The 15,731-nt window shown below is 65.4% G+C and carries 14 protein-coding genes, 1 tRNA gene and 1 riboswitch; of the genes, 7 read left to right on the top strand and 8 right to left on the bottom strand.

Annotated features, from left to right (window positions below; translation table 11 throughout):
- The 5 genes from NS365_RS04760 to NS365_RS04740 form a co-directional block, all read left to right on the top strand.
- A partial coding sequence (locus tag NS365_RS04760; protein ID WP_058599132.1) for a helicase-related protein occupies nucleotides 1–3,108 on the top strand: 3,108 nt, incomplete at its 5' end.
- 16 nt (nucleotides 3,109–3,124) lie between these two features.
- A complete protein-coding gene (locus NS365_RS04755; RefSeq protein ID WP_058599131.1) occupies nucleotides 3,125–3,484 on the top strand; it encodes an RNA-binding S4 domain-containing protein in 360 nt (119 codons plus the stop codon).
- A 291-nt stretch (nucleotides 3,485–3,775) separates the two neighbouring features.
- The gene (fdxA, locus tag NS365_RS04750; RefSeq protein WP_058599130.1) at nucleotides 3,776–4,114 is read left to right on the top strand and encodes a ferredoxin FdxA; all 339 of its coding nucleotides are present in this window, start codon (nucleotides 3,776–3,778) and stop codon (nucleotides 4,112–4,114) included.
- Between the two features lie 627 nt (nucleotides 4,115–4,741).
- On the top strand, nucleotides 4,742–5,332 hold the full coding sequence (locus NS365_RS04745; protein WP_058599129.1) for a CarD family transcriptional regulator: 591 nt from the start codon (nucleotides 4,742–4,744) through the stop codon (nucleotides 5,330–5,332).
- Between the two features lie 291 nt (nucleotides 5,333–5,623).
- Entirely contained in the window at nucleotides 5,624–6,490 is an 867-nt protein-coding gene (locus NS365_RS04740) for an RNA polymerase factor sigma-32 (RefSeq protein ID WP_058599128.1), read from the top strand.
- Nucleotides 6,491–6,594: 104 nt separating this feature from the next.
- Here the strand turns inward: NS365_RS04740 and NS365_RS04735 are convergent, their stop codons facing one another.
- The 4 genes from NS365_RS04735 to thiB form a co-directional block, all read right to left on the bottom strand.
- Complete coding sequence (locus tag NS365_RS04735) at nucleotides 6,595–8,067, bottom strand: M48 family metalloprotease (RefSeq protein ID WP_082684423.1); 1,473 nt, start codon at nucleotides 8,065–8,067, stop codon at nucleotides 6,595–6,597.
- A 220-nt stretch (nucleotides 8,068–8,287) separates the two neighbouring features.
- The gene (locus NS365_RS04730) at nucleotides 8,288–9,019 is read right to left on the bottom strand and encodes an ATP-binding cassette domain-containing protein (protein ID WP_058599126.1); all 732 of its coding nucleotides are present in this window, start codon (nucleotides 9,017–9,019) and stop codon (nucleotides 8,288–8,290) included.
- Nucleotides 9,016–10,650, bottom strand: a complete 1,635-nt coding sequence (locus tag NS365_RS04725; RefSeq protein WP_082684416.1) for an ABC transporter permease subunit — start codon at nucleotides 10,648–10,650, stop codon at nucleotides 9,016–9,018. Before NS365_RS04725 ends, NS365_RS04730 begins: the two co-directional genes overlap by 4 nt.
- Before the next feature lie 67 nt (nucleotides 10,651–10,717).
- Entirely contained in the window at nucleotides 10,718–11,698 is a 981-nt protein-coding gene (gene thiB / locus NS365_RS04720; protein ID WP_058599141.1) for a thiamine ABC transporter substrate binding subunit, read from the bottom strand.
- 242 nt (nucleotides 11,699–11,940) lie between these two features.
- A riboswitch (TPP riboswitch) is annotated at nucleotides 11,941–12,041 on the bottom strand.
- Nucleotides 12,042–12,130: 89 nt separating this feature from the next.
- Between thiB and NS365_RS04715 the strand changes: the two genes are divergently transcribed.
- Both NS365_RS04715 and NS365_RS04710 read left to right on the top strand, forming a co-directional pair.
- The gene (locus NS365_RS04715; protein WP_058599140.1) at nucleotides 12,131–12,775 is read left to right on the top strand and encodes a thiamine diphosphokinase; all 645 of its coding nucleotides are present in this window, start codon (nucleotides 12,131–12,133) and stop codon (nucleotides 12,773–12,775) included.
- Nucleotides 12,776–12,828: 53 nt separating this feature from the next.
- Nucleotides 12,829–12,902, top strand: a tRNA-Arg gene (locus NS365_RS04710).
- Between the two features lie 68 nt (nucleotides 12,903–12,970).
- On the opposite strand, the gene NS365_RS04705 is transcribed toward NS365_RS04710, so the two are convergent.
- Genes NS365_RS04705 through NS365_RS24400 form a run of 4 tightly spaced genes read right to left on the bottom strand, consistent with a single transcriptional unit; the run spans nucleotide 12,971 to nucleotide 15,703 of the window.
- Nucleotides 12,971–14,188, bottom strand: a complete 1,218-nt coding sequence (locus tag NS365_RS04705) for a hypothetical protein (RefSeq protein ID WP_058599125.1) — start codon at nucleotides 14,186–14,188, stop codon at nucleotides 12,971–12,973.
- Entirely contained in the window at nucleotides 14,185–14,439 is a 255-nt protein-coding gene (locus NS365_RS04700; protein ID WP_058599124.1) for a hypothetical protein, read from the bottom strand. The genes NS365_RS04705 and NS365_RS04700 overlap by 4 nt, the downstream gene beginning before the upstream one ends.
- 2 nt (nucleotides 14,440–14,441) lie before the next feature.
- Nucleotides 14,442–15,548: a DNA polymerase III subunit beta gene (gene dnaN / locus NS365_RS04695; RefSeq protein ID WP_058599123.1), complete on the bottom strand. Its 1,107-nt coding sequence runs from the start codon at nucleotides 15,546–15,548 to the stop codon at nucleotides 14,442–14,444.
- On the bottom strand, nucleotides 15,545–15,703 hold the full coding sequence (locus NS365_RS24400; RefSeq protein WP_193753388.1) for a hypothetical protein: 159 nt from the start codon (nucleotides 15,701–15,703) through the stop codon (nucleotides 15,545–15,547). Before NS365_RS24400 ends, dnaN begins: the two co-directional genes overlap by 4 nt.
- Nucleotides 15,704–15,731: the final 28 nt, after the last annotated feature.

Here is a 15,731-nt window from a genome sequence, read left to right as displayed (position 1 = left end):
ATCGACGAGGTGCAACTGGCTGGCGACCTGGAGCGCGGTCACATTTTCACCGACCGCATTCTGCATACGCGGGGTCGCTCGGAAACCCTGCTTCTGGGCTCGGCCACGATGCGCGGCGTCCTGGAGCGGCTCCTGCCGGGCATTCAATGCGTAACGCGCCCGCGCATGTCGCAGCTTCTCTATGCCGGCTCCAAGAAGATCACGCGCCTGCCGCGCCGCTCGGCCATCGTCGCCTTCTCGGCCGAAGAGGTCTACGCGATCGCCGAATTGATCAGGCGGCAGCGGGGCGGGGCGGCCGTGGTGCTCGGCGCGCTCAGCCCGCGCACGCGCAACAAGCAGGTGGAACTCTATCAGAACGGCGAGGTCGAGTTTCTGGTGGCCACCGACGCGATCGGAATGGGACTCAATCTGGACGTCGATCATGTCGCCTTCGCGCAGGACTGGAAATTCGATGGGTTCCAGTATCGCCAGCTGAACCCCTCCGAATACGGCCAGATCGCCGGGCGCGCGGGCCGTCATGTGCGCGACGGCACGTTCGGCGTGACGGGGCGCGTCGATCCCCTGTCGCAGGAACTGGTGGAAGCGCTGGAGTCGCACATTTTCGACCCCGTGCGCGTGCTGCAATGGCGCTCGCGCCAGCTCGATTTCGCCTCGCTGGAAACGCTGCGCCGCAGCCTGGACACGCTGCCTCCCGACGAGGCCCTGGCCCGCGCCCTGCCGTCGGTGGACCAGCGCGCGCTGGATTTTCTCTCGCGTGACGACGCCGTGATGAAGGCCGCCAAGGGCGCGAAGAATGTCGAGCTGCTCTGGGAAGCCTGCAAGCTGCCCGATTACCGGCGCATCGCCCCGGCGCAACACGCCGAAATCATCGCCTCCATCTATGGCGATCTCGTTCGGCGCGGTACAGTGGCGGAAGACTACATGGCTTCGCAGGTGCGGCGGGCTGATTCCACCGAGGGCGATATCGACACGCTTTCGCAGCGGATCGCCGAAATCCGTACGTGGACCTATATTTCGCATAGACCCGGCTGGCTGTCTGATCCGACACACTGGCAGGAAAACACACGGGCAATCGAAGATCGATTGTCCGACGCGCTGCACGACAGGTTGACGAAACGCTTCGTAGATCGCAGGACAAGCGTCCTGATGAAGCGGCTGAGAGAGAACGCATTCATGGAAGCTGAAATCGGCAGCGACGGCACGGTGCTCGTGGAGGGCCACCTTGTGGGCGAGCTGCAAGGGTTCAGGTTCACGCCGGACGTGAAGTCCGACGGGCCCGACGCCAAGGCCGTCCGCGCCGCAGCGCAAAAAGCGCTTGCGGGCGAGTACGACAAGCGGGCCGAGCGTTTCTTCAACGCCCCGAACGGAGACCTGGCTCTCGGTTCGGACGCGCTGGTGCGCTGGCTCGGAGCCCCCATCGCCAGCCTGACGGCGGGCGAGGACCCCTTGCGCCCGCGTATCGTGGTGCTGGCGGACGACCAGCTCGCGGGCCCCGCGCGCGACAGGGTATCCCAGCGCGTGGAGCGCTTCGTCACCTACCAGATCTCCACCATCCTCAAGCCGCTGGCGGATCTGCGCGAGCCCGAGGGTCTGGAGGGAACGGCGCGCGGCATCGCCTTCCGGCTCTACGAGAATTTCGGCCTGATCCAGCGCCGGGACATTTCGGAAGAGGTGCGAGGGCTCGATCAGGACGCGCGCGCGGCCCTGCGCCGGCTCGGCGTGCGCTTCGGCGCCTACCATATTTTCCTGCCGGCTCTCGTGAAGCCGGCCCCCGCCGCGCTGATGACGCTGCTCTGGGCCGTGGCCCATGACGGGCGCGACAAGCCGGGCTTCGGCGAGGTCACGCAGCTTCTGGCGACCGGGCGCACCTCGGTTCAGCCGGATGCCACCTTCGATCCGATCTTCTATTCGCTGGCCGGCTATCGCCTGCTCGGTCGGCGTGCGGTGCGCATCGACATTCTGGAGCGTCTGGCAGACCTGATTCGCCCCGCGCTCGCCTGGACCCCCGGCACCGGCAAGCGCCCGGACGGCGCCTATAACGGGCGCGAGTTCCTGGTGACGCCCTCGATGATGTCGATTCTCGGCGCGACCGCCGACGACATGGATGAAATCCTGAAGGGTCTCGGCTATCGCTCGCAGGGTGTCGACCAGCGCGAGGTCGATGCGACCTTCGCCAAGCAGGACGAGGCGGCCACTGCCGCGCTCGCGGCCGGTCAGCAGGCCGCCGAGGTCAGCGCCGAGGACGCCAAGATTCTCGAGGAAGGCGCGCTTCTGGCCGAGGTCGGCGACGTGCCGGCGCAGGACGGCATCGCCTCCGAAACCGAAGCGGGAGAGCCACTGGCGTCGGCCGACAGCCTGTCGGTCTCCGATCTTCAGCCGGCCATGGCGCCGGGCGCTGCCTTGCAGGACGAGGACCTTGTCTCCGTCACGGGCGATGATCCGCGTCCGGTGGATGCGATTCTGAGCGATCAGTCGCCCTCTTCGGCGGACGAGAGCGAGTCGCGGCTGGCTTCTGCGGTGAGCGATCCCGTGTCCGAGGAAACGCCTGTCGAGACCGCTTTGTCAGAAGCCTCGCCCGAGGATGCCGGCACTGTGGCGGATCTCGTGCCCGAACAGCCGGCCAAGATCGTTCATCTCTGGCGGCCGTTCCGGGGCGAGAACCGCCAGCGCGGCCAGGGTCGCGGTGCGCCCGGCGCGCGCGGGCCGGGTCGTCATGGCGGGGGCGGTCGTTCGGCTGGTCCGCGTGCCGGCGAAGCGGAACCCACGACGGCAGCGGGCGACGCGCGTGGCGACAACCGCCAGCGTTTCAGCCGCGGTGGCGGGCAGGGGCGCAATGAGCAGGGTGGTGGTGAAGGGCGCGGTGCGCGCTTCGGCGGCAAGGGCGGCGAGCGTCGTGACGGCGGCTCGCGCGACCATCAGAGCCGCGACGGCGGCCGCGAGCGCGAGGAGCGCTTCGGCGGTCCGCGCGGGGGCAAGCCCCACACCAAGCCCGAGCGCGATGCTTCGCGGAGCGTCAGTGCGGACCAGCGCCGCCCCGACAAGCCGAAGCCGATCGATCCCGATAGCCCCTTCGCCAAACTCGCGGCGCTGAAGGACAAGCTGAAGTAAGAAGGCCGGAGGGCATATGGCGGCAGGCGGAGAACAGCGCATCGACAAGTGGCTGTTTTTCGCGCGCGTCGTCAAATCCCGCTCTCTGGCCCAGAAACTCGCGCTATCGGGTGCGGTGCGGGTCAATCGCGAGAAGGTCGGCCATGCCGCGCGCATCGTGCGGCCCGGCGATGTTCTGACCATTTCCGTGCATGAGCGGGTTCGGGTGCTGAAGGTGCTCGATCCTGGCTTGCGCCGGGGGCCGGCCAGCGAGGCGGCCCGCCTTTTCGAAGACCTGACGCCGCCGGCCCAGCGCGGAGCCGCGCCGCTCGATCTCTCCGAACTCGACGAATCCGCGTTCGATGAGGCGGATGTCGATGAGCTGCCCGTGCGCTAGATCGAAACGTCTCGTCCCACATGGTCTGTCCGTGCGCTCGCTCCGATCCGGTGGAGCGACACGTCAGCTGGAAGAACGTTCCGATTTGCGACCGCAATAAGCATTGCGATGCCCTTGCCAGTCGGGGTGTGAGGGGCTAACTCCGCAGCCAACCGGGCGCGGTCGATCCTGCGCCTTTGCGATACGCCTCGCCCCTGGGCGCGGCATCGTCGCTTTCGTCTCTTGAGAGTGTTCAGTCCGGGTCAGGCTCCCGCCGACGCGGCTTGGACGCGGAAGTTCCGGGAACCTGCCATGACCTATGTCGTCACCGACAACTGCATTCGCTGCAAGTACATGGACTGCGTGGAAGTCTGTCCGGTGGACTGCTTCTACGAAGGCGAGAACATGCTGGTCATCCATCCCGACGAATGCATCGATTGCGGCGTCTGCGAACCCGAATGCCCCGCCGAGGCCATCAAGCCCGACACCGAGCCGCAGCTCGACAAGTGGCTGAAGCTGAACGCCGATTATGCCACGCAATGGCCCAACATCACCGTGAAGCGCGATCCTCCGGCTGATGCCAAGGATATGGACGGCGTGGACGGCAAGCTGGAGAAGTTCTTCTCCACCGCCCCCGGCCAGGGCGACTGAACGCTCGCCGATCGAGACCTTCGGCCGCATGGCGGGCCGGAGCGGATGCAAGGGCGGCGGCGCGATGGGCTCGCCGCCTCGCGACGCAATGTCGGTATCATGCCGACGTGCCCTGATACTGAAATGGCAGATGGTGCTTGATCCCCGCGCCATCTCCTTCTAGCGTGGTTCTCGTTCACCTCGCTTCGCCGGCGCCGCCGGTTGAAGTGGGAGCCATGGCCGACCGTTCGATCCGGCGGCAGACCCGTTCGCCCGTCTCAACTGATTGAGCGGCTGCGGGCCCCTCTTGCAGAAAATGCAGGGGAGGGCGCGCGGCCATGCTTCGACGTGCGCATTTCAGTTGAAATTTTGAACGGAAGAAGGTATTATTTCTGCAACAGTCGAATGTCGACGTCGAGCAGACCTGCTTGGCTGAGGCTTACGGCGCTTCCGGAAGGTTTTCCCGCACGACCCGTCTTATCGATCGCCGCTTGCGTGCGGCTGTCCTTGGTTTGGTCGTGACGGTTGGTCCACCGAGGTTCCAGACTGCCCGGCCCATTCCGGACCGGCACGCTCAGTTCGCGACCGTTCGGTCGTGCCGTGCATAGCGGCCTTCGTCGCTCTGCACAACAGGGAGTTTACCAGCGTATGAGCAATCAGAAGAAGACCTCCCAGCGTCAGGGTTTCAAGACCGGCGAAAGCATCGTTTATCCCGCGCATGGCGTGGGTCAGATCGTTGCGATCGAGGAGCAGGTGGTCGCGGGCATGAAGCTCGAACTCTTCGTGATCGACTTCGAGAAGGACAAGATGCGTCTCAAGGTGCCGGTCGCCAAGGCCGAGCAGGTTGGTATGCGCAAACTGTCCGAAACGGATTTCGTTGAGCGCGCCCTGAAGGTCGTGCAGGGCCGCGCCCGCGTGAAGCGCACCATGTGGAGCCGCCGCGCGCAGGAATATGATGCGAAGATCAACTCGGGCGATCTCATCGCCATCGCCGAGGTGGTTCGCGATCTGTACCGGGCCGACTCTCAGCCCGAGCAGTCCTATTCCGAACGCCAGCTGTATGAAGCCGCTCTCGGCCGCATGGCGCGCGAACTCGCCGCCGTGAACGAGGTCAGCGAGACCGAAGCCGTTCGCCTGATCGAAACCAACCTCAACAAGGGCCCCAAGCGCACCGCCAAGGTGCTCGAAGAGGACGAAGAGGACACCGGCGTGGACGCCGAGCAGGAAGAGGCCGCGTAAGCGACGACCCTCTCTGCACGAAGTGGATATGCTGAAAAGCCGGCCAGCCCTCTGGCCGGCTTTCTTTATCGTGGTGAATTTGCTAGAGACAAAGATATCGGAGTCGAGCCCCGCTCCTCCCTTTTTCCCTCGCTCTTGATCTCGAAAAAAAAGCGCTATCTCGCTCAAAAAAGTTTCCGGCTGCCGGAACCTTCGTCGGAACCGCGCGTTTCACAGTCAGAGAGCCCGTGGGAGAAGCATCCCATCCGGCTCGATGTGATTGTGTTATCGACGTTTTCGGAAGGTTCCATCATGAAGTCCCAGTCCTCGCGTCGCCACCTCATCCAAGCCGCCATGGCCGCCCCCTATCTGGCCCGGGAGGAAGAGTACGAGCTGGCTGTGCGTTGGAAGGAGCATCACGATCAGGAAGCCCTTCACAAGATCACCTCCGCCCATATGCGGTTGGTAATTTCCATGGCGTCGAAGTTCCGCCATTTCGGCCTCGCCATGAACGACCTGATCCAGGAAGGGCATGTCGGCCTTCTGGAAGCGGCGGCCCGCTTCGAGCCCGAGCGTGAGGTTCGTTTCTCCACCTACGCGACCTGGTGGATCCGGGCTTCGATTCAGGATTATATTCTGCGCAACTGGTCCATCGTGCGCGGCGGCACGTCCTCCGCCCAGAAGGCGCTCTTCTTCAACCTGCGTCGTTTGCGCGCCCGCCTCAGCCAAGGCAGCGAGAGCCTGTCGGGCACCGAGATGTACAAGGAAATCGCGACGGCGCTGAAAGTGTCCGAAGGCGATGTGGCCTTAATGGACTCGCGCCTGTCCGGCCCCGATTCCTCGCTCAACGCCCCGCTGATGGAAGACGAGTCCGGCTCGGCCGACCGTCAGGACTTCCTTGTCTCCAACGACCCGCTGCCGGACGAGATGGTCTCCGCCTCGATCGATGACGAGCGCCGCGTCATCTGGCTGCGCTCCGCGCTGGACGTGCTCAGCGAGCGCGAGTTGAAGATCATCCGCGAGCGCCGTTTGCAGGACGATGGCGCGACGCTGGAAGCCTTGGGCTCCAAGCTCGGCATTTCGAAGGAGCGCGTGCGCCAGATCGAAACCCGCGCTTTGGAAAAGCTGCGCATCGCTCTCCTGAAGGCCAACCCGGACGAAGCGGCGTTCATCAGCTGATCGGTTCGCAAAGGCACAAACGAAAAGGGCCACCTTCGGGTGGCCTTTTTCGTTGCGGCTTCGCCGGAGAGGGAAGGGGAGATCATCCGTTCGGATGGATAGATCTATTCCGCGATGATTTTGTAGCGCTCGCCTGCGTCGATCTCGCTGTGGGGCGTCAGATCGTTCAACAGACGGAACATATCGACCTTGCGATCGACGCCCTGGATGCGCTCAGCCAGCGAGTCTTCCGTGTCGCCCGCCTTGGCGGTGACGATGCGGATGCGCAGGGGCTTCAGATTGTTGCGCTCGGCCGGAGACAGGAGGCGGAAGGACTGCGCGATGCTGCCCGAAATGCCGGCGAGCTTGGCCGAGGAGTCGGCCGGAAGCGCGGTCAGGAAGCGATAGACCTGCCCGCCGATGCGGATCACCGTGACGTTGAAGACATAGGAGCCGCCCGCCGCCTGCGCCGACACGGCCGGCAGCCCGTTGACCTGAATGGTGCGGATGGAGGTCCGGTCGAGACCGCCGACCCAGCCGCTCTGGATATAGTCGGTGAGGCTCGTGGTTTCCGGCACGGCGATGCCGTCGAAGCGCACGGCCGTATCGCCCGGCCCGGTCGCCAGGACAGCCTCGGCCGTATTGTCGATCATGAAGCCTTCGGGCGCGGTGAAGGTGATGCCGAGGCCGGGATGGTAGAAGGTGCGCCCGCGCACATAGCCTTCGGACGCCGTGTCGCCGAACAGCATTCCGTCGATGCCGCTCAGATAGCGGTTGCGATCCGTCACGCCGACGCCTTCCGGCCCGAAGGCGGACGCGTGCCGGCGCGCCAGTTCCACGCGCTGCGGCGCGGCTGGATGCGAGGCCAGGAAGTCGAGCTGCGGATTGGTCGCCTGGAACGCGTTGCGGAAATTGGAGAACGTGTCCATCGTCTTCAGGAAGCGGGCGGCGGCATAGGGGTCGTAGCCCGCGTCCCCCGTCTGCTTGATGCCCATGGCATCGGCCTGAAGCTCCTGATTGCGCGAGAAGCTGGCAAGATTCAGCCGCCCGCGCGCCAGGGCCGCGCGCGCCGCCGTGTCGCTCGACAGGACTTCGGACACGACGCGCCCGGCCAGTTCCGCCGCTTCCTCGCGCTGCTGGCGCTCGATGCCGTGATTGGCGCGCACATGGCCCATCTCATGCGCCAGAACCGCCGCGACCTCGGCCGAATCGTTGGCAAGCGCCAGCAGACCGCGCGTCACATAGAGAAATCCGCCCGGCAGCGCGAAGGCGTTGATATTGGGCGAGTTCAGAACCGTAATGCGGTAGGCGCGGTTGGGATCTTCCGACACGGCGGCGAGCTTGCCGACGATGCCGGCCAGCATCAGCTCCAGCTTCGGGTCGGAATAGGCCCCACCATAGGCCGCGAGAATCTTGGGATGCTGCGACTTTCCGATGGTGGATTGCGGGTCGGAGGACTGCACCGCGTCGAAGGACACGGGCTGCCGGCTCTGCCCCGGCAGGTAGCCCGACTGAACGTCGGGGCTGATCGCGGCTTCCTCCAGCCCGGCGCCGAGCGTGGTACAGCCGGCGAGAAACGCGATCGGCCATGCGACCATCGCCCCCTTGAGCGCGCGACGAACCAGCGAGCTGGTTCGTGCGACGCCGAGCGGCGAAATCTCATGCACCATGGCCGACGATTCCCTACGGTAACTTCCCTGCGAGTCCGGCTTGATCTACCCGAAACCGACCGCGCTGCGAAAGGGTTGATGCGTCACACAGAATTTCAAAACGACATCGTTTCTTCGCTTTTGGCGATGCACGGGGAAAAGGACCAAATTACGATCCCGTGACCCGAGGCGCCTGCCCGAGATAGGCGCGAAGGCGGGGATCCTGCTCGTGGTCCAGGATATGCTCGACCGTTCCGGTGAGATGAATGCGCCCCGCGTCCAGAAAGGCGATGCGATCGGCAAAGCCGCGCGCGTCCTCCGGATGATGCGTCACCATGACGATGGTCGGTGGCGCGGCCGCGCGCTCACGCAGGGCTGCAACCAGCGCCAGCATGTCTTGGCGCAGGGCTGGGCCAAGTGCGGCGAAGGGCTCGTCCAGAAGCAGGATCGGGCGTTCGCGCAGGAAGAGGCGCGCGAGCGCGACGCGCTGCCGCTCGCCGCCCGACATCTCCGCCGGGCGACGGTTCGCGAGGTCTTCTAGCCCAATCGCAGCAAGGGCTTCGCGGGCTTGCAGGCGGGCCGCGTGGCTGAAGCGGGCGCGCGGCTCCAGCCCGATGGCGATATTCTCCTCCGCTGTCAGATGGGCGAAGAGATTGTTGTCCTGAAACATCATACCGATCGGCCGCTCTGCGGGCTCGGCTTTGGTATAGTCCTCACCCAGAAGCCGCAGCGTGCCCCCTTCGGGCAAGAGAAACCCGGCGACGAGATCGAGCAGCGTCGATTTGCCCGCGCCGGACGGGCCGATCAGCGCCAGCCATTCGCCCTCGGGCACATGGATATCGAAGCGCATCTCGGCGCCTTCATAGCGATGGGTCAGACCGGAGAGTTCGATCGCGTTCATTCCGGCGCCCTTTCACGCAAGCCCCGCGCGGCGAGCAGCTCGGCCGCGAGAATGAGGAGGAGGCAGAGCGCGCCCAGAAGAAGCGCGATGCCTTCCGCATCGGTCGAGCGATAGGAGCCCATGCGCTGGAGAAGCAGCGTCGGCAATGTCACGAAATCCTGGTTGCCGAACAGCGCGACCGCGCCGAGATCGCCCAGCGCCAAGGCCAGGCCGAAGGACGCCGAGAGCGCGAGCGGGCGGCCGAGCGAGGCCAGTTCCACATGGCGCAGCCGCGCCCAGCCGGATAGGCCGAGGCTGGCGGCGAGCCGCCCGCCGCGCCGCGCGGCGGCTTCCGCTTCGGGCGCGAGAATGCGCGTGGAAAAGGGCAGGATCGCCATGGCGTTGGCCAGCACCGCAACGGCGGGCGCAAGGCGCGCTACATCGCCGGTTAGGCGTAATGCCAGAAACCAGCCCGCGCCGACGAGGATGGGCGGCACGACGAGGCCAAGCGCCGGCACCAGCCTGATAACGAGGCGCGGCAGGCCGGACAAACCGGAAGAGAGAACCAATGCCAGCGACAGCGCGAGGCCGAGCGCGGTCGCCGCCACCGCGATGCCGAAGCTGGTCAACGCGGCGCGTTGCACCATCGGATCGGAAACGAGCTTGCCAAGATCGGCGGGCAAGCCGCTGTGGATAATGGCCGCGAAAGGCGAGAGTAGGAACAGAAGGCCGATTGCCAGCACCAGCGCATCGAAACCGGCGCGCCAGGGCGAACGCGGATCGAACCGGCGCTGCGGCGCGCCGAGGCTGAAGGCGCTGGAGGCCGCGGGAGAGCGGGCGAGAAGGGTCGGCAGCAGGAACAGGCTGACGAGCGTGATCTGCGCAAGCGTCAAGGCCAGCGCGCGATCGGGCGCGAAGTCATAGCGCAGCGACTGGTAGATCGCGACCTGAAGCGTCGTCGCGGCGGGCCCGCCACCGAGCACCAGAACCAACGTGAAGCTCGTGAAGCACAGCATGAAGACCAGCGCCGCCGCGCCGGGCAGGACGGCGCGCAGCGCCGGCGCTTCCAGTAGCCGAAACACCGCGAGCGGCGAAAGGGCGAGTTGGCCGGCGAGCTTCCAGCTTTCCGCCGGCACGGCCTGGAGCCCGCCCAATGCCACCCGCGCCACCAGCGGCATATTGAAGAAGACATGCGCGACTAGAATGCCGGTCAACCCATAGATGGACGGGCGGGGCAGGCCTAGAAACACGAAGGCGTCAGCCAGCGCGCCGTTGCGACCGAACACGGTGACGAGGCCGAGTGCCCCGACCAGCGTCGGCAGCGCCTGCGGCAGAAGAAACAGGCGCAGAACAAGGGCGCGCCCCGGCAGGCGGCTTCGATGCAGCGCCAGCGCCAGTGGAACGCCGAAGAGCAGCGACAGAAGCGTCGAGAGAAGGGCCTGAAACAGCGTGAAGCCGATGACGCCCAGAAGATAGGAATCCGTCAGGCTCGATAGTGCCGTTCCAGTGCTCTGCGAGGAGACGCCGAGCATTAGAAATGGTGCGAACAGAAACACCAAGACCAGCGCGAGCGCCGCCAAGGCTGCGCCGCGCCGCCGACCTTGCTCGGCTCGGGACAGAAAAAGTGCGCCGCTCGGTGTCGCGTCGCTCATGCCGGTCTCTTGCCCCGCGTGGCAACGCGAAGGACTTCGGGCACCATCGCGCCGGCGCTCGTTCGGCTCAGCGGCCGAGCGCGCGAAGCCATTCGCTCGTCCAGGTCTCGCGCTGCGCGGCCACCGTCTCGGCATCGATCGCGAGCGGCTTGGTGGGCTGCACCAGCGTCTCGAAAGCCGCCGGCAGAGGCTCGGCCGGTTTGGTGGCGGGCAGGGCCCAATTTCCGGTCGGGATCAGCTTCTGGAAGGCCGGCGTCAGCATGAAGGCGAGAAAGCGCTGGGCAAGTTCGGGATGCTTCGACGTGCGCAGCCGCCCGGCGAGTTCGACTTGAAGATAATGCCCTTCGGAAAAGCTCGCCGCCTTGTAGCGATCCGTGCCTTCCTCGATCTGATGATAGGCCGGGGACGTCGTGTAGGACAGGACGATCGGCACTTCGCCTTTGGTGAAAAGTCCATAGGCCTCGCTCCAGCCGGGCGTCACCGTCAGGATGCGGCGCGAGAGCGTGCGCCATTTCTCCTCGGCCTGATCGCCATAGACGGCTTTCATCCAGAGCAGAAACCCGAGGCCGGGCGTGGACGTGCGCGGGTCCTCGATCGCGATCTTCTGGTCGGGATCGCCATTCACCAGTTCGTCGAGGCTCGTCGGCGGCGTCTTCACGCTTTGCGTGTCATAGACGAAGGCGAGATAGGAATAGTCGAAGGGAACGAAGACATCGTCCGAAAAGCCGCCGGGAATGGCGAGCGGCGACAGATCGACATTCGACGGCGCGAACAGACCCGTCTTCTTGAATTCCGGCACGAGTTCAGCCGTGAGACCCAGCGCGACATCGGCCTGCGTCGTCTCGCCCTCGAGCTTCAGCCGGTTGAGAATGGCGACGCCATCCTCCAGCCCGACAAAGCGCAACTCGCAGCCGCACTCGGCCTCGAACGCGGTCTTGACCTTCGGCCCCGGCCCCCAATCCGGCACGAAGCTTTCGTAGGTATAGACGGTGAGAACGGGCTTGGCGCCATCCTGCGCGAAGGCGCTAGAGGCCGCCGACAGAGCCAGCGTGAGGCAGAGACCGGCTAAGAGCCGGGGCCAAAACCCTGCGGGTCGATCCGCCGGGTCCTTGCGCCCCCGACCATCGTTGCCGATGCTCGCCGATGCGCTGCATCGTCTGCGCTCGGCGCCTCGTCGGCAACGCAAGTCCCTCGCCGGCTTTCCGCCGCAAGGTTCTGTCCCCGGTTCTGAACTGAGGTGAGACATCCCGTTCTCCAAAAGTTCGAACGAACGGGACGGGCTGGGGCCGTGGCCCCGGCGCTCCCCATCCCTCCGCCGGTACGAGCCGGATCAGGTTCATCGGGTTGGCGCGTCGCCTCTCAGCCTTGGAAGGGCACCCCGTGTGAGCACATTTAATCTAGAGGTTGCGTGTGGAGGCGGCAAGGGAGCGCTCGATTCGTCCACTGGCATCCCGGCCGCTTGCGCCCTATGCAGACCCATATGAGTCGCTTTGCCATTCTTCTCGCCGGGCCGATCGCGCCGAACTCCGAGCTTCGCGAGGCCCTTGCGGGCCGGCGCGTCATCGCGGCCGATGGCGGCATCGAACATGTCGGCGCGCTGGGCCTCTGCCCCGAACTCTGGATCGGCGATTTCGATTCCGCTCCGTCCGAGCTGCCGTCCGCCCTACGTGGTCTTTCCATTCCCCGCGAGACCTTCCCGCGCGACAAGGACCGGACGGACGGGGAACTCGCCATCGACGCCGCCAAGGCAAGGGGAGGGCGCGATCTGCTTCTGGTCGGTGCGCTGGGCGGGCGCAGCGACCACGCCTTCTCGCATCTCGTGATCGCCCTGCGCGAGGCGGAGGCCGGCCTCACCATCGAACTCTTCGACGGTATCGAGCGCGCCCTGCCGCTGCGCCCCGGCTGGCAGGACGTGCCGGCAGCCCCCGGCGCTCAGTTCTCGCTTCTGAAATTCTCCGATCTCAAAGGTCTGTCGATCGAGGGCGCGCGCTTCCCGCTGACCCGCGTCGACGTGCCCTTCGCCTCGATCCTCACCCAGTCCAACGAAGCCACCGGCTCCATCCGCATCGGCGTAGAAGGAGGCCGCGCCGTCCTTCTCCTGCAGGCCGACCCGACCCGCCGCTGAAACCACCCCGCCACCCTTGGCCAACCGCTCCCCCTCCGCTATAACGCACGCAGGGTCCCATAGCTCAGCAGGATAGAGCACCAGATTCCTAATCTGGGGGTCGTTGGTTCGAATCCAACTGGGATCACTTTTGAATTCAGTGCTTTAGCCTGCTAGGCCTAGTGAGGCGTTCCTACGGTGTTCCCGGAGGCGTTCCTAAGCCTTGGTGGTGGGCTCGCGAGCGGCCACACGCGCAGAGGCGACGGTGCGGGTTTTGCTGAGCGTTTTCCGGCTGTAGCGAGCCGTCGTCGCGATCTGAGAATGATTCGCGTGGTGGCGCATGGCTTCGAGATCGACGCCCGCGTCTGTGCCTTCGGTGACGCCTCCGGCCCGACTGTCTCTGTTCCAGGTCGTCCCGGGAACTCCGGCCTTGGTCGCGACCCGTCGCCAGATGTTCGCGAAGTCTCGATAGCGATAGGGCAGGCCCGTCTTTTCCTTTGTGATGATGGGGCCGATCCGCTTCTCGGGCGGGATGAGCGCCAGCACTTGGGCCAAGAGCGGGTAAGCGTTGGTGTCATGGACGGCCTCCTGGCCGGTCTTGGTGGTCCGCTTGCGCAGGATGCCTTCCGCGTCGATCTCGTTCCATAGGAGGCCGCCCGACCAACGTCGGCCGAGATAGACGATGCCGGCCTTGCTGCCGTCCTCCACGATCGTCCAATAGCCGATCACGTCGATTTGCCGGAGGGTCAATTCGAACTGGAGCGCCTGGGCGATGGCGATGCTCGGCTTGCCCATCTCGATCGCCTTGGCGATGATGGCCGAGGACTGCGCGAAGGTCACGAAGGCTTCACGGGCTCGCGGCGCTTCGAAGCGCATGTTTTCGAGGATCGTCGCCAAGCGAACGCACTCGGGGATATTCTCGGTCACGCCAAACTTGATGACGATCCGAACGAGCTGCATCGCCTTAAATGCTCTACGGATGCGCTCGGGGCCGGGCAGCTCGCCGGGCTTCTTCGGCGGCGCGGGCTCGCGGAATTTCTTGTACCAGCGCCGGAAGTCGGCCCCGCTGAGGCGGGCGAGCTGCCGGGTGCCGACCGTCTTTTCCAAGAGGTCGAGCGACTCGTCGTACATGCCGCGCGAGTTGGCCTTGAGGTCTTGGTACGCGCTGTCAGGGCTCTTGCGATAGACCGTGATCAGCCCGCGCATCGTGCCGTCAAACCGCTTGGGCTTGGTGCCCTTGTCGTTGCTGATCCACTCCAGAAGCTCGGCCGTGTAGCGCTGGCAAAGCGATGCGATCTCGGCCGGGTCGGTCGCGTGGATGCGGATCGTCGGCGTGGGGTAGGAGGTTGCCTGCCGCGAGATCGCAGAGGCAACCCAATAAAGGGCTTCGCCGTCCTTTCGGCGGCGGCGTTTCAGCCCTGGCGTTCCTGTCATGACCAGTTTTCCTTTCCATCAGGATTGAGGGGCAAGGCCCCGTCGTCATCCTGACGGACGCCTTGACGGCGGTCGAGATAGGACCGGCAAGCCGGCCAATAGCGCTTGTCCTCGAACAGCGGGTCGCGGCGGGGAAAGCCGTCTTTCTCCAACACCTGTGCGATGCTGGGAAACATCGCAGCTCTCACGCCGAGGCGGGCGGCGATTTCCTTGTCGTCCAGAAAGAGCTTGTCTTGAGCGCGTTCCGCCATGCTCACACTCTCATCGGCATGAGAACGATTTCGCGGGTGTCGTCGCCTTCGTCGCGAATGAGCGGCGGGGCGCTGGCGTCGCCCATCTCCAGGCGCAGCTTAGGGCCGACCATGGTCTTGCACATGTCCTGGAGATATTTGCCGTTGAAGCCAACGGTCAGGTCGAAGTCGCAGGCGGCGTCAATCGTGTCCTCTGCCTCGCCGTTGTCACCTTTGGAAAACAGGGTGATCTGACCGGCCGTGAACTCCATCCGGTATCGCCGGGTGTCCTTCTCCGTCAGCACCAGCAATCGGTCGATCGCCGCCATGAGGGCATCCAGCTCCACGATCGCGACCTGATTGTTTCCGCGCGGAATGATGCGCTCGCTGTCGGGATAGTTGCCGTCCACGAGCTTGGAATAGATCGTCAGCTTGGGGCTGCGTAGGCGGATATAGCGCTCGGACAGGTCCACCTCGATCGGCAGGTCTTCCTTATCGCCCAACTCTCGGAACATGCTGACGGTGCGGTCGGGGATGATGATGCCGGGCATATCTTTGGCCCCGTCCGGCATGTCGAGTTCGAGGCGCGACAGACGGTGCCCGTCCGTCGCCGTCGCCACGAGCTTGCCGGCGATCGGACGCAGAAAGACGCCGCAGAGGAAGTAGCGGGTTTCCTCCTGCGAGATCGCGAAATCGCACTTCTCGTAGATCCTGCGCAGGTCGAAATGCGGGATCGTGAACGTGTGCGTGGGGTGCTTGTCCGAGATGTCAGGGAAGTCCTGCTCGGGGAAGGTCGGGAACGTGGTTCGAGCGCGCCCAGCCCGAACTGTCAGGGCCGTGTCGGTCGCGTCGATTTGGAGACGGCCGGTCGCCATCTTCGCGACGGTGGCCGCGAAGGCGGCAGCGGGAACGGTGGTCGCGCCCGCTGTCACCACGTCAATGTTCTCGACGTGAACGGTGGTCTCGATGTCGAGATCGGTGCCCTTGATCGTCAGCGTCCCGTTCGCGTCCAGGCGCAAGAGCAGGTTGCTGAGGATCGGGATCGTGTTGCGCGCGGCCACGATCCTGCGGGCGCGATCCAGCGCGGCCGACAGGGTGTCGCGCTGGCAAGCGAAGGCGAGGATGGTCATAGGTCCGTCCCCACTACGTCAGGCTGACGTAGGCGCAGGATCGTGACCGGCAGGGGCAGCTCGCCCGGCGCGGCTTCGTGCATCATCGTCAGCGCTTCCAGCGTCCGCTGTTCGGCCACGAGATCGTAGAGGCGGCGCAGGTCGGACAGCTTCACGCTGCTCGGGGCATCATCGTCGCAGCAT

It is taken from the genome of Aureimonas ureilytica, assembly GCF_001475935.1.
In the GTDB taxonomy this organism is placed as follows: domain Bacteria; phylum Pseudomonadota; class Alphaproteobacteria; order Rhizobiales; family Rhizobiaceae; genus Aureimonas; species Aureimonas ureilytica_A.
The sequence above is the reverse complement of the archived record's forward strand: the minus strand, read 5'-3'. Positions and strand labels throughout refer to the sequence as shown.

What these genes read in the sequence shown, in the direction of transcription:
- NS365_RS04755 (WP_058599131.1), top strand. Translation starts at nt 3,125, where the DNA reads ATGGCGGCAGGCGGAGAACAGCGCATCGACAAGTGGCTGTTTTTCGCG.
- fdxA (WP_058599130.1), top strand. Translation starts at nt 3,776, where the DNA reads ATGACCTATGTCGTCACCGACAACTGCATTCGCTGCAAGTACATGGAC.
- NS365_RS04745 (WP_058599129.1), top strand. Translation starts at nt 4,742, where the DNA reads ATGAGCAATCAGAAGAAGACCTCCCAGCGTCAGGGTTTCAAGACCGGC.
- NS365_RS04740 (WP_058599128.1), top strand. Translation starts at nt 5,624, where the DNA reads ATGAAGTCCCAGTCCTCGCGTCGCCACCTCATCCAAGCCGCCATGGCC.
- NS365_RS04735 (WP_082684423.1), bottom strand. Translation starts at nt 8,067, where the DNA reads ATGGTCGCATGGCCGATCGCGTTTCTCGCCGGCTGTACCACGCTCGGC.
- NS365_RS04730 (WP_058599126.1), bottom strand. Translation starts at nt 9,019, where the DNA reads ATGAACGCGATCGAACTCTCCGGTCTGACCCATCGCTATGAAGGCGCC.
- NS365_RS04725 (WP_082684416.1), bottom strand. Translation starts at nt 10,650, where the DNA reads ATGAGCGACGCGACACCGAGCGGCGCACTTTTTCTGTCCCGAGCCGAG.
- NS365_RS04715 (WP_058599140.1), top strand. Translation starts at nt 12,131, where the DNA reads ATGAGTCGCTTTGCCATTCTTCTCGCCGGGCCGATCGCGCCGAACTCC.
- NS365_RS04705 (WP_058599125.1), bottom strand. Translation starts at nt 14,188, where the DNA reads ATGACAGGAACGCCAGGGCTGAAACGCCGCCGCCGAAAGGACGGCGAA.
- NS365_RS04700 (WP_058599124.1), bottom strand. Translation starts at nt 14,439, where the DNA reads ATGGCGGAACGCGCTCAAGACAAGCTCTTTCTGGACGACAAGGAAATC.
- dnaN (WP_058599123.1), bottom strand. Translation starts at nt 15,548, where the DNA reads ATGACCATCCTCGCCTTCGCTTGCCAGCGCGACACCCTGTCGGCCGCG.